We start from the raw sequence: 12707 nt of genomic DNA, 5'->3' as shown, positions 1-12707 counted from the left end.
GCGGCGCCAAGCGCAAGGCCGAAGGCCGGCTCGTCGAAGGCCAAATCGTCACGAACTGGAAGAAGGCCCTCGAACAGCTCGCGATCGTCTTCCCCGACCGCGTCCAGCCCTACCTCTAACACCCCCGAGGCACCGCCCGCTTACACACACAACTTGACAAGCTCGTTGACGAGCACGTCTGGCGCCACACGAGGTTCGGGGATAACCAGCGGTTCAGCGAACTCGGCGTCCGGCTCATCTCCACCAGCGAGAACATCGACCAGACCCCCGGCGGCATTCTCCTCCACGGCATCATGAGCTCGATCGCCGAGTTCTACTCCCGCAACCTCGCCAACGAAGTCATCAAAGGCATGAGCGAAAAGGTCAAGAACGGCGGCTCCGTCAGCCGCGCACCGATCGGCTACCTCAACACCCGCACCATCGAAAACGGCCGCGAGAGCCGCACCGTCACCGTCGACGAGCACCGCGCACCACTGGTCACCTGGGCGTTCAACGCCTACGCCACCGGCGAGCACTCCGTACGCACCCTCACCGAAGAACTCGTCCGGCGAGGGCTGACAACAGTGCCCACCGCGCGGCTGGCAGAGAAGCCGGTCGAGATCCGTCACATCCACTCGATGCTCACCAACATCTACTACACCGGCATCACCACGTTCAAAGGCGTCGAGTACCCCGGCAGCCACACCCCGCTCATCGACCGCGAAACCTTCGAGAAGGTCCAGACGATCCTGAAAGAGAAGATCAACGGCGAACGGTCGATCAAGCACGACCACTACCTCAAGTCCACGATCTACTGCGGGCACTGCGGCTTCCGGATGGTCGTCCAGGTGGTGAAGAACCGTCACGGCGAAACCTACCCGTACTACTCCTGCCTCGGACGACACTCCAAGCGCACCGACTGCACCCTCCGCTCCATCCAGATCGAGCACGCCGAGGACCTGATCCAAGATCTCTACGATCGCATCAGTCTCGCGCCCGAGTTCCGCGGCGACCTCGAAACACTCCTCCGGCACGGACTGAAGCAGCTTCGCACCGACACCGACCTTGAACGAGAACAACTCGAGGCCACGAAGCAGACCATCGAGCGTCGCCAACGCAAGCTCCTCGAAGCCCACTACAACGACGCGATCCCCATCGACATGCTCCGCGCCGAGCAGAAACGCCTCGACACCGAACTGGCCGCCACCAACCGCAGCCTCAGCAACCTCACCGCCGATATCGCCGAAGCCGACGAACTCATCGCGATCGCGCTCGACATCGCCCAGCACGCCGGAAACACCTACCGGCAAGCCCCCGAGCACATCCGCCGCATGTTCAACCAGCTCCTCTTCGACAAGCTCCTCGTCACCACCGACGACAACGGCCAGCACCACGTCGAGGGAACCTCCCGGGCACCATTCGACGTCATCTACAGCCCAGATACCCGAGCACTCGTCCACGGGGCACGACACGCACAGCACGACGCCACCCCCGTCACCGCGGGGCAAACGAAAGAGCCCGCCGAAACCGGCGGGCTCTCCCTGGACGTACTGTCCGATCAGTTCATTGCTCTTGTCGAGGGTTCGAGTAAGAGCATCGTGGTGGACCTGAGGGGACTCGAACCCCTGACCCCCTGCATGCCATGCAGGTGCGCTACCAGCTGCGCCACAGGCCCGGATGTCGTCCGGTAGAAGCCCCGGACAACTCATTCAGCTTACAACACGCGTCGCGCGTCGAGAAATCGACTCACTCCCCGGGCGTGCCGAGCGCGGGGCGCTCCGGCAGCGTGATCGGAACGACCGGGCAGTCCTTCCACAGTCGCTCGAGCGCGTAGAACGCGCGCTCCTCCTGGTGGAAGACGTGCACGACGAGATCGCCGAAGTCCAGCAGGATCCAGCGCGACTCCTGGCGCCCCTCGCGGCGCAGCCGCTTGTGGCCGGCCTCGTGGAGCTTGTCCTCGATCTCGTCGGCGATCGCGGCGACATTGCGCTCGTTGCGGCCGGTGACGATGAGGAAGACGTCGACGAGCGGGAGCGGCTCGGACACGTCGAGCGCGACGAGATCCTCCCCGCCCTTCGCATCGGCCGCCTCGGCGGCCAGCTGCAGCATCTGGTGGGACGTGGGGGTGGAACTCAACCGAAGACTCCTGTCGAGATTGCGTAGATAATGACGCCGACCAGGGCGACGCCCAGGACGCCGGCCGTGATGCCGAGCGTCAGCATCAGGCCGTGGTTCTTCTCGGGGGCGGGCGGGCGGATGACGTCTCCGGGCGCCTTGGACGTGCTGACGGCGGCGCTCGCGGCGATCGGCGTGGGCGAGGAGTGCATGGGGATCTCGCCGTCGAGAAGGGTCGCGTCGACGTCCTTGCCGTCCGTCGTCCCGGCGGCGGCGCCGCGGGACGAGAGGCCGCTGGGCAGCACGTGCGAGCTCGTGAAGAGCAGCTCGCCCGTGGCGGTGATCGGGGCGCTGAGCGATGCCGTGCCCGGCATGTCGTGCAGGATCAGCGAGGTGCCGGTGGCGGTCGACCCGCCGGCGTCGAGGGACCGCTGGAACGCCTCGGCGAACACCTCATCGGCGTCGGCCACGGCGGCCTGCTCGGGAGCGGGCGCCACGGTCTTCGTCTCGCGGCGGCGGCTCGCCTCCCGCTCGGCGGCCTCGCGCTCGAGCCGCTGGCGCTCCTCGGCCTGCTGGAACACCGCGGCTCCGAAGGCGGCACCCACCTTCGGCCCCTCATCCTTCGGCTCGGCCTCGGCGGCGGGCCGGGCGGGCCCGCCCGTCGACCGGGCCGGTTCGGGAGCCGGGCGCTCCGCCGGACCCGCGTCCCGCGCCTGGCCGCCGGACGTGCGCACGGCGTCGGCGAAGCCGGCGGGCAGCTCCACCACCGAGGGCTGGCCGGGCAGCGCCGGCGGCTGTCCGCTCGGCGCGGGGGTCGTCGGCTCCGGCACCGCGATCGAGTTCGTGCGCAGGATGCGCGCCTGACGCCGCGTCAGGGGCCGGCCCTGACCGGGGGCCGCGGCATCCGCATCGGCGGACGCCGACGGGGCACCCTCGTCCGGGTCGCCTCCCGCCCGATCCGCCGCGGGAGCGTCCTGCGGCGCGGCAGGCGGCTGCGCCGCGGCGGGCTGGGGCGCGGGGGGCCGCGGCGCGGGGGTCGGCTTGGCCTGCTGGTCCGCGTCGTCGTGCGTCGGCTCCGGCGCAACGGGCTTCTCGTCGGCGTCGGCGGGCTGGCCCTGCTGCACGGGAGGCGCGCCGGGCACGACCACGGGCAGCTGACCCGTCATGCGCAGCTCTTTCAGCTGGCGACGGGTGAGGGGACGCTCCGGGGTGCTCATTCGCTGCTCCGATACAGGTGATGCTTCGCGATGTACTGCACGACGCCATCGGGAACGAGATACCACACGGGAAAGCCGCGTCGCACGCGGTCTCGGCAGTCGGTCGACGAGATGGCGAGGGCGGGGATCTCGAGACGACTCACGTCGTCGGTCGGCAGGCCCTCGGTGTCGAGCACGTGGCCCGGGCGCGAGACGGCGACGAAGTGGGCGAGATCCCACAGTTCATCATGGTCTCTCCAGCTGAGAATCTGCGCCACGGCATCGGCGCCCGTGATGAAGTAGAGCTCGGCGTCAGGTCGCTCCGCCTTCAGATCCCGCAGCGTGTCGACCGTGTAGGTGGGGCCCTGGCGATCCACGTCCACCCGGCTCACGGTGAAGCTCGGGTTCGAGGCAGTGGCGATCACCGTCATCTCGTACCGGGCCTGCGCCGGCGAGACGGCGCCCTTGTGCGACGGCTGACCGGTGGGCACGAACACCACCTCGTCGAGCCCGAACGACTGCGCCACCTCGCTCGCGGCGACGAGGTGACCGTGGTGGATGGGATCGAACGTGCCGCCCATCACCCCGATCCGCGGCGCGCGGGTCTGCTCCGTCACCGCATCCGGCCTAGTGGCCGTGTCCCTCGTGCGAGGCGGCACGCGCGACCTTGTCGGCGTGGCGGTTGGCGACGTTGCGGAACGAGAACGTCACGAGACCCAGCGCGGCGAACACGACGGCGGCGACGATGCCGTACGGAAGGGTCTCCAGCGCGACGTTTCCGGGTTCTTCGGTCTCGGCGAGGACCGCGAGCGCGGCGGCGATGTTCATCCTGACTCCGTTTCGGTGCGTGGTCTCCCTAGCCTACCGCTCAGGCGCGCACCTGCCCGGCACCGCGCACCAGCCACTTGGTGCTCGTCAGCTCGGCCAGGCCCATGGGTCCGCGGGCGTGCAGCTTCTGCGTCGAGATGCCCAGCTCGGCGCCGAAGCCGAACTCGCCGCCGTCGCTGAAGCGCGTCGACGCGTTGGCCATGACGACCGCGGAGTCCACCTCGCGCAGGAAGCGCTCGGCGTTGCGCTGATCGGTCGTGATGATCGACTCCGTGTGGCCCGTGGAGTACGCGCGGATGTGATCCATGGCGTCGTCGAGCGAGTCGACGACGCGGATCGCGATCTCGAGGGCGAGGTACTCGGTGGCCCAGTCCTCCTCCGTGGCCGGCACGACGCCGTCGGCCAGGCGCTGCACCGTCTCGTCGCCGTGGATCGTGACGCCCTGCTCCCGCAGCGCGCCCGCGACGACCGGGACGAGCCGCTCGGCGGCGGCGCGCAGCACGAGCACGGTCTCGACGGCGTTGCACACGCTGGGCCGCTGCACCTTGGCGTTCACGATGATGTCGCGCGCCCAGTCCTCCGGGGCCGACTCGTCCAGCACGATGTGCACGACGCCGGCGCCCGTCTCGATGACCGGCACGGTCGACTCGGTCACGACCGTCTCGATCAGGCCCGCGCTGCCGCGCGGCACGAGCACGTCGACGAAGCCGCGGCCGTGCATGAGCGCCTTGGCACCCTCGCGGCCGAAGTCGTCGACCGTCTGCACGGCATCGGGGGTGACTCCCCGCGCTTCGAGGGCGGCGCGCATCACGTCGATGAGCACGGTGTTGCTCTCGCGTGCGGCGCTGCCGCCGCGCAGGACGGCGGCGTTGCCGGAGCGCAGGGCGAGGGCCGCGATGTCGACGGTGACGTTGGGCCGCGCCTCGTAGATCGCGCCCACCACGCCGAACGGCACGCGCACCTCCTCGAGGGCCGCTCCGGCGGGCATGCGATGCCCGCGCACGACCTGGCCGATCGGATCGGGCAGCGCCGCGATCTCGCGCACCGCGGCCGCGAGCCCCGCGATCCGCTTCTCGTCGAGCCGGAGCCGATCGAGCAGTCCCGCGGCGAGCCCGTCGCGTTCGCCCCGCGCGAGGTCGTCGGCGTTCGCGCGCAGGATCCGCTCCTGCGCCGCGAGCAGGGCCTCGGCGATCGCGTGCAGCGCGGCGGTCTTCTTGTCGCTCGTCAGGCGGGCGGTGTGCCGCGCGGCGGACTTCGCGCGGATCAGCCGGTCCTGCGCCGTGTCGGCGGGCGCGGCGGTGTCGACGGACGCAGGGGTGCCGGCTGCGGCACCGGCGACGGTCTGGCTCATCGCGCCAGTGTATCCGCCCGTCCCGCCGATCCCGAGGGGTCGGCCGGCTCGAACCAGGTGCCCACGTCGTCGCCGGCGAGGGCCTCGGCGACCAGGTCGGCGCTGGTCACGAGCACGCCGATCCCGGCAGCGGCCGCGAGGCGCGCCGCCGATGCCTTGGTCGACGCTCCCCCGGTCCCGACGCTGTTGACGATCGTCGATCCGAACTCCACGTCGCCCAGGTCCTGGCCGAAGGCGATCGTGTCGATCCGCTCCGCCCCCGGCTCGCTCGGCGGGCGCGTGTACAGCGAGTCGACGTCGCTCAGCAGCACGAGCGCGTCGGCGCCGACGAGACGCGCCACGAGCGCGGCGAGCCGATCGTTGTCGCCGAAGCGGATCTCGTGCGTCGCCACCGTGTCGTTCTCGTTCACGATCGGCAGGATGCGCAGCCCCAGCAGCCGCTCGATGGCGCGGCGCGCGTTGCTGCGCGGCAGCGCGTCCTCCAGATCGCCCGCCGTCAGCAGCACCTGGCCCGCGACGATCCGGAAAGGGCGCAGCGCCTCCTGGTACCGGTACACGAGGATGTTCTGCCCGACGGCGGCGGCCGCCTGCTGCGTGGCGAGGTCGGTCGGGCGCGAGTCGAGGCCGAGGAACGGCATGCCCGTGGCGATCGCGCCGGAGGAGACGAGCAACACCTCGGCGCCGCGGCCGTGCGCCTCGGCGAGGGCGTAGACGAGCTTCGGGATGCGCCACGACGACGTGCCGCTGATGGAGGACGACCCCACCTTCACGACGATCCGCCGCGCGGCGGCCAGATCCGCTCGCACCCTCGCGCTCACTCCGCTCAGTCCTCCTCGTCGTCGCGGCGCGCGCGACGCCGCTCCTCTTCCTCCGCGCGATCGGCGGCGCGCGCGTCCATGACCGAGTGGTAGTGCTCGCGGCGCTCGGACGTCGTGCGACGCCGGTTGTCGGCGAACCGCGGATCGGTGCCGCGTGGGGCGGCGACGAGCTCGGCGGCCGAGCTGATGGCGGGATCCCAGTCGAACACCACGCTCTCGCCCTCGCCGATCAGCACCGTCGCGCCGGGCACGGCGCCGGCCTTGAACAGCGCGTCCTCGACGCCCAGCTTCTCGAGCCGATCGGCCAGGAAGCCCACGGCCTCCTCGTTGGCGAAGTCGGTCTGCTGCACCCAGCGCACGGGCTTCTCGCCCAGGATGCGGTAGACGTTGCCGTACGTGCCGCCCTCGACGCGGATCTCGAACTCCTTCTCGGAGCCGCGCGGGCGGATGACGACGCGCTCGCGCGGCGGCGCGGCGGGCTGTGCCTTGCGGTGCGCATCGATGATCTCGCCGAGCGCGAAGGTGAGCTCGCGCAGGCCGTGGCGCGCGACGGTCGAGATCTCGAACACGCGGTAGCCGCGGGCCTCCAGCTCGGGGCGGACGAGCTCGGCCAGTTCGCGCGCCTCCGGCACGTCGCTCTTGTTCAGCGCGATCAGCTGCGGGCGCTCGATCAGCGGAACCTGCCCCTCCGGCACGGGGTACGCCGCGAGCTCGGCGAGGATGACGTCGAGGTCGCTGATCGGGTCGCGACCGGGCTCGAGCGTGGCGCAGTCGAGCACGTGCACGAGCGCCGTGCAGCGCTCGACGTGGCGCAGGAACTCGAGCCCGAGGCCGCGCCCCTCGCTCGCGCCCTCGATGAGGCCGGGCACGTCGGCGACCGTGAAGCGGATGTCGCCGGCCTGCACGACGCCGAGGTTCGGGTGCAGCGTGGTGAAGGGGTAGTCGGCGATCTTGGGGCGTGCCGCCGAGACGGCGGCGATGAGGCTCGACTTGCCGGCGGACGGGAACCCGACGAGCGCGACGTCGGCGACGGTCTTCAGCTCGAGGACGACATCGCCCTCCCAGCCGGGCGTGCCGAGCAGCGCGAAGCCGGGGGCCTTGCGCTTGGGCGAGGCGAGAGCCGCGTTGCCGAGCCCGCCCTTGCCGCCGGGGGCCACGACGAAGCGCATGCCCGGCTCGACCATGTCGATGAGCACCTCGCCGGAGGGGTCCTTGACGACGGTGCCGACGGGCACGGGCAGCTCGAGGTCCTCGCCCTGCGCGCCGGAGCGCATGTCGCCCATGCCGAAGCCGCCGTTGCCCGCCGAGCGGTGCGGCGAGTGGTGGTAGCTCAGCAGCGTGGTCGTCTGCGGGTCGGCGACGAGGATGATGTCCCCGCCGTCGCCGCCGTTCGCCCCGTCGGGGCCGGCGAGCGGCTTGAACTTCTCACGCCTCACCGAGACGCAGCCGTTGCCGCCCCTGCCGGCGCGGAGGTGCAACGTGACCTCGTCGACGAACGTGACCATGTTTCTGCCTTCGATCCTGAGCCGGGACCGCCGCGACGGCGGCCCGCATCCTCACTGTGTGTTCAGCGGCCAGCGGTCGCTGAATGCGGGAACGGGGCGAGCCGAAGCCCGCCCCGTTCCGGAAAAACCTCTTGCGTGTGCGAGATCACTCGCCCGCGACGATGTTGACGACCTTGCGGCCGCCCTTGCTGCCGAACTCGACCGCACCGGCGGCGAGGGCGAACAGCGTGTCGTCGCCACCGCGGCCGACGTTCACGCCGGGGTGGAAGTGCGTGCCGCGCTGACGGACGAGGATCTCGCCCGCGCTGACGGTCTGGCCGCCGAAGCGCTTCACGCCCAGTCGCTGGGCGTTGGAGTCGCGACCGTTACGGGTAGAGCTTGCGCCCTTCTTGTGTGCCATTTCGCTGAACCCTTCCGCGCTTACTTGATGCCGGTGATCTTGAGGCGCGTGAGGTCCTGACGGTGGCCCTGGCGCTTCTTGTAGCCGGTCTTGTTCTTGTACTTCTGGATGACGATCTTCGGACCGCGCAGGTCCTTCACGACCTCGGCCGTGACCTTGACCTTCGCCAGCTTGGCGGCGTCGGTCTCGACCTTGTCGCCGTCCACGAACAGCACGGCGGGGAGCTCGATGGTCTCGCCCGCGGCCGCCTGTACACGGTTGAGCTGAATGACCGAGCCGACCTCGACCTTCTCCTGACGGCCGCCGGCGCGCACGACTGCGTAAACCACTTCACACCTTGTTTCATTAGGGAGAACCCGGATCGACGGGTCTCCGGATCTCTCACGGGAAGACTTCGCTTGCGTTCGCTGGTTGCGAGGGCGTCTGCAAGACTTTCGCCGCGGCACTGCTCGCGCACGCGACAGGGGACGCACCAACCGTCTACTTTACCCGATCCCCTGCCGATCCGGCAAAAGCGCCGCGCGGCGCGTCCCGCGTCGACACCGGGCGCACGGCGCAGGCCTAGGCTCGATGCCGTGGCGATTCTCGTGGACAGCGCGATCTGGCCCGCGCACGGGCGGCTCTGGGCCCACCTCGTGAGCGACGCCGACCTCGCCGAGCTGCACGCCTTCGCGGCCGCGCACGGCGTGCCGGCGCGCGCCTTCGATCTCGACCACTACGACGTCCCGGCCGACGCCGTGGAGCGCCTCGTGGCCGGCGGCGCGACCCGCGTCACCGGCCGCGAACTCGTGCGGCGCCTGCAGGCCTCGGGCCTGCGGGTCTCCCAGCGCGAGCGCCGCGGCCTCTGACCGACGATTCCCTCGCCGAACCCGCCCTCGTTCCGCGAACCCGCCCGGGATCCGGCGCGGGTTCGACGAACAAACGCGGGTTCGCAGAAGGGGGACGAGTCAGTCGGTGGGGGCGGCCGGGTTGACCGACACCGCGGTGCCCGTGAGGGCGGCCGTGGTGACGCGGCGGCTGCGGTTGCGGCCCTGGCCGGGCGCCTTCGGCTCGGGCAGCGCGCTCAGCACGGAGTCCAGCAGCTGCTGGGCCTCGGACTTCGGCGCCGCCGGGCGCTCCGGGCGCTCGGCACGCTCGGGCCGCTTGCGGCGCTTGCGCGGTCGCTCCTCGCCCTCGGGCTGCGACGGCTCCGCGCGCGGCCCCTCCGGCAGCTCGATCGCGATCTCCGGGGTGGTCTTGCCCGGCTCGGCCGCGGGCGCGGCGGCCGGCGCGATCGTGGAGGCCGCGATCTGCGCGAGGGCCGACTTCACGCCCTCCGTGATGACGTGCGTCGCGGCGGCGGGGGCCGCGGTCGCGGCCTGCGCGCCCGCCGACGAGCCGCCGTTGCCGCGCGAGCGGCGGTTCGATCCGCCGCCGTTGCCCCCGTTGCCGCCGTTCCCGGCCGGACGGTGCTTCACCACGGGGTCGTGATGCACGATGACGCCGCGCCCGGCGCAGACCTCGCACGCCTCGCTGAACGTCTCGAGCAGGCCCAGGCCCAGCTTCTTGCGCGTCATCTGCACGAGGCCGAGCGAGGTGACCTCGGCGACCTGGTGCTTCGTTCGGTCGCGGCTCAGGCACTCGACGAGCCGGCGCAGCACGAGGTCGCGGTTCGACTCGAGCACCATGTCGATGAAGTCGACCACGATGATGCCGCCGATGTCGCGCAGCCGCAGCTGGCGCACGATCTCCTCGGCCGCCTCGAGGTTGTTCTTCGTGACCGTCTCCTCGAGGTTGCCCCCGGAGCCGACGAACTTGCCGGTGTTGACATCCACGACCGTCATGGCCTCGGTGCGGTCGATCACGAGCGATCCGCCGGACGGCAGCCAGACCTTGCGGTCGAGCGCCTTCTCGATCTGCTCGGTGATGCGGAACGCGTCGAACGGATCCTTCTCCCCCTCGTAGCGCTCCACGCGCTCCAGCAGATCCGGCGCCACCTGCTCGAGGTACGTCGTGATGGTGCTGTACGCGTCATCGCCCTGGATGAGCATCTTCGTGAAGTCCTCGTTGAAGACGTCGCGGACGATCTTCACGAGCAGATCGGGCTCGCTGTGCAGCAGGCTCGGGGCGCTGCCCTTCTCGACCTTCTGCTGGATGTGCGCCCACTGGGCCGTGAGCCGGTTCACGTCGCGCGTGAGCTGCTCCTCGGTGGCGCCCTCCGCGGCCGTGCGCACGATGACGCCCGACGACTCGGGCAGCACCTCCTTGAGGATCTTCTTCAGGCGCGAGCGCTCGGTGTCGGGCAGCTTGCGGGAGATGCCGTTCATCGCGCCGCCCGGCACGTAGACGAGGTAGCGACCGGGAAGGGAGATCTGGCTCGTCAGGCGCGCGCCCTTGTGGCCGACCGGGTCCTTCGTGACCTGGACGAGGACCTTGTCGCCGGGCTTCAGCGCGAGCTCGATGCGGCGCGGCTGGTTGCCGGTCTCGACGGCGTCCCAGTCCACCTCGCCCGAGTACAGCACGGCGTTGCGGCCGCGCCCGATGTCGACGAAGGCGGCCTCCATGCTCGGCAGCACGTTCTGCACGCGGCCGAGGTAGACGTTGCCGATGAGCGAGGCGTCCTGGTTGCGCGCGACGTAGTGCTCCACGAGCACCTTGTCCTCGAGCACGCCGATCTGCACGCGGCCCGACTTCGAGCGGACGATCATCTGGCGATCGACCGACTCGCGGCGCGCGAGGAACTCCGCCTCGGTGACGACGGGGCGGCGACGACCGGCCTCCCGGCCGTCACGGCGGCGCTGCTTCTTCGCCTCCAGGCGCGTGGAGCCCTTGATCTTCTGCGGCTCGGTGATGACCTCGACGGGCCGCTGCGGGCGCTCCGGGGCCGAGCCGCCGTTGCCGCCGCGACGGCGACGCCGGCCGCGGCCGCGCGAGGATCCGCCGTCCCTGTCGTCCTGGTCGTCCTCGTCGTCGTCATCCGCCTCGGGCAGCTCGAGTGCGGGCAGCGGCGCGATGTCGGGGGCGTAGAAGTGCAGCGCGGTCGACACCTGCGACACGAAGTTCTCGGGCAGCAGGCCCAGGCTCACGGCCGTGAGCGGCTTCGGCTCCTCGGCCTGCGGCTCCTCGGGCTCGGAGTCCTCGGGCTTCGATTCCTCGGGCTTCGCGTGCGGAGCGTCCTCGGGCTTCGCGTCCGACGCGGGCTCGGGCTCGACGGCGGGCTCCGGCTCCGGGGCGGGCTCCGCCTCCGCGGCGGGCTCCGGCTCCGGGGCGGGCTCGGCCGCAACCGCGGCCTCGGCCTGCGGCTCCTCGGCGGCGGACTCGGGCTGCGCCACGGGCTCCGCGGCGTCGGCCTGCGGCTCCCCCGCGTCGGTCGCGGGCCCCTCGTCGGTCGCGGGCGCCTCGTCGGCGACCGACGCCGGCGCGTCCGGCGCGCCGGACTCGTCCGTCGGTCCGCCCATCACGCCGCCGGCGCGGGGCTCGAGGGTGCTGCGGTCATCGAATTCACTGTTCTCATCAGCCATCGCTGGCGTACTCCCTGCGGGCGGACATCCGCGCGTCGCCCGGAAATCTCGTGCGGCACCTGGATGCCGCGAACTCACTCGGTGTTGCGACCGGCGCACTGCTCTGGTCGCGCGAGGCACTCGTCGCCTCGAAGTCTTCTCTGTCAGGGGCGGTTCGCGGCGCGGCCGCGGTTTGCACCTCGCTGGCCATTATCGCACCCTTCGCACCGCATCACCGTCGCGCGGCCGTGTCGCGCCCCGTCTACCCCCGACGAGACAGCAACTGCGCGGCGTGACGACGCGGTCTCGGCGCACAGAATCTGTCTCGCTGCCACCGGCCGCGGCGGGGAGGGATCGCTCATGCCGCGATGCGAGAATGCACGCATGGCAACGCCCCGCACCCGACCCACCGCACTCGCCGTCTGGCTCATCGTCGCCGGGGCGATCGGCTGGTGGGCGGCCTACTCGCTCACCATGGAGCGGTTCGAGCAGCTGGCCAACCCGGGCGCCGGCGCGAGCTGCGATTTCAGCGTGCTCGTGCAATGCAGCGCCAACCTCGAGTCCTGGCAGGGATCGGCGTTCGGCTTCCCGAATCCGATCCTCGGGATCACGGGCTGGGTCGCGCCGATCGTCGTGGGGGCGGCGATCCTCGCGGGCGCGCGGTTCGGCCGCTGGTTCTGGCTGCTCTTCGCCGCCGGCATGACGTTCGCGTTCGGCTTCGTCGTGTGGCTGATCTCGCAGAGCATCTTCGAGCTGCACACGCTGTGCCCGTGGTGCATGGTCACGTGGGTCGTGACCATCCCGTCGTTCTACGCCGTGCTGCTGCACGTCATCCGCATCGGCGCGCTGCCGCTGCCGAGCGCGGCGCAGAAGGCCGCCGACAGGGCCATGAGCTGGCTGCCGCTGCTCGCCGTGGCCAGCTACGCCGTGATCGCGATCATCGCGCAGCTGCGACTGAACGTGCTCGCCACCTTCATCTGAGACGCGCTCCATCTGAGACGCGCTCCATCTGAGACGCGCTCCATCTGAGACGCGC

General features: G+C 71.0%; 12 protein-coding genes, 1 tRNA gene and 1 pseudogene. 3 read left to right on the top strand and 11 right to left on the bottom strand.

Annotated elements, in window-relative coordinates; genetic code table 11:
• Window positions 1-236 precede the first annotated feature (236 nt).
• Window positions 237-890: pseudogene (locus ACWDR7_RS06995) on the top strand (recombinase family protein); the annotation flags it as partial.
• Window positions 891-1578: 688 nt separating this feature from the next.
• Here ACWDR7_RS06995 and ACWDR7_RS06990 read toward each other — a convergent pair.
• The 10 genes from ACWDR7_RS06990 to rplU form a co-directional block, all read right to left on the bottom strand.
• A tRNA-Ala gene (locus ACWDR7_RS06990) sits at window positions 1579-1654 on the bottom strand.
• Between the two features lie 71 nt (window positions 1655-1725).
• Window positions 1726-2088, bottom strand: a complete 363-nt coding sequence (gene rsfS, locus ACWDR7_RS06985) for a ribosome silencing factor (protein ID WP_449854205.1) — start codon at window positions 2086-2088, stop codon at window positions 1726-1728.
• Between the two features lie 23 nt (window positions 2089-2111).
• Window positions 2112-3311 carry a hypothetical protein gene (locus tag ACWDR7_RS06980; RefSeq protein ID WP_449854200.1) on the bottom strand — a complete coding sequence of 400 codons (1200 nt, stop codon included), beginning with the start codon at window positions 3309-3311 and terminating at the stop codon, window positions 2112-2114.
• Window positions 3308-3907: a nicotinate-nucleotide adenylyltransferase gene (gene nadD / locus ACWDR7_RS06975; RefSeq protein WP_449854199.1), complete on the bottom strand. Its 600-nt coding sequence runs from the start codon at window positions 3905-3907 to the stop codon at window positions 3308-3310. The genes ACWDR7_RS06980 and nadD overlap by 4 nt, the downstream gene beginning before the upstream one ends.
• Before the next feature lie 10 nt (window positions 3908-3917).
• Entirely contained in the window at window positions 3918-4118 is a 201-nt protein-coding gene (locus ACWDR7_RS06970; RefSeq protein ID WP_449854198.1) for a hypothetical protein, read from the bottom strand.
• A gap of 40 nt (window positions 4119-4158) precedes the next feature.
• Window positions 4159-5469 carry a glutamate-5-semialdehyde dehydrogenase gene (locus tag ACWDR7_RS06965; protein ID WP_449854197.1) on the bottom strand — a complete coding sequence of 437 codons (1311 nt, stop codon included), beginning with the start codon at window positions 5467-5469 and terminating at the stop codon, window positions 4159-4161.
• Window positions 5466-6287 carry a glutamate 5-kinase gene (gene proB, locus ACWDR7_RS06960; RefSeq protein WP_449854196.1) on the bottom strand — a complete coding sequence of 274 codons (822 nt, stop codon included), beginning with the start codon at window positions 6285-6287 and terminating at the stop codon, window positions 5466-5468. Before proB ends, ACWDR7_RS06965 begins: the two co-directional genes overlap by 4 nt.
• A gap of 5 nt (window positions 6288-6292) precedes the next feature.
• The gene (gene obgE, locus ACWDR7_RS06955; RefSeq protein WP_449854195.1) at window positions 6293-7792 is read right to left on the bottom strand and encodes a GTPase ObgE; all 1500 of its coding nucleotides are present in this window, start codon (window positions 7790-7792) and stop codon (window positions 6293-6295) included.
• A 145-nt stretch (window positions 7793-7937) separates the two neighbouring features.
• Window positions 7938-8192 carry a 50S ribosomal protein L27 gene (rpmA, locus tag ACWDR7_RS06950; protein WP_449854194.1) on the bottom strand — a complete coding sequence of 85 codons (255 nt, stop codon included), beginning with the start codon at window positions 8190-8192 and terminating at the stop codon, window positions 7938-7940.
• A 20-nt stretch (window positions 8193-8212) separates the two neighbouring features.
• Entirely contained in the window at window positions 8213-8521 is a 309-nt protein-coding gene (gene rplU / locus ACWDR7_RS06945) for a 50S ribosomal protein L21 (RefSeq protein ID WP_449854193.1), read from the bottom strand.
• Between the two features lie 246 nt (window positions 8522-8767).
• On the opposite strand from rplU, the gene ACWDR7_RS06940 reads away from it, so the two are divergent.
• Complete coding sequence (locus ACWDR7_RS06940; protein WP_449854192.1) at window positions 8768-9040, top strand: DUF4031 domain-containing protein; 273 nt, start codon at window positions 8768-8770, stop codon at window positions 9038-9040.
• Window positions 9041-9139: 99 nt separating this feature from the next.
• On the opposite strand, the gene ACWDR7_RS06935 is transcribed toward ACWDR7_RS06940, so the two are convergent.
• Window positions 9140-11692, bottom strand: a complete 2553-nt coding sequence (locus ACWDR7_RS06935; RefSeq protein ID WP_449854191.1) for an Rne/Rng family ribonuclease — start codon at window positions 11690-11692, stop codon at window positions 9140-9142.
• 363 nt (window positions 11693-12055) lie between these two features.
• On the opposite strand from ACWDR7_RS06935, the gene ACWDR7_RS06930 reads away from it, so the two are divergent.
• A complete protein-coding gene (locus ACWDR7_RS06930) occupies window positions 12056-12652 on the top strand; it encodes a vitamin K epoxide reductase family protein (protein ID WP_449854190.1) in 597 nt (198 codons plus the stop codon).
• The last annotated feature ends 55 nt before the right edge of the window (window positions 12653-12707 follow it).

The organism is Microbacterium sp. NPDC003461, from assembly GCF_053588335.1.
Note: the sequence above shows the minus strand (reverse complement) of the source record. Positions and strands in the feature narration are given on the sequence as shown.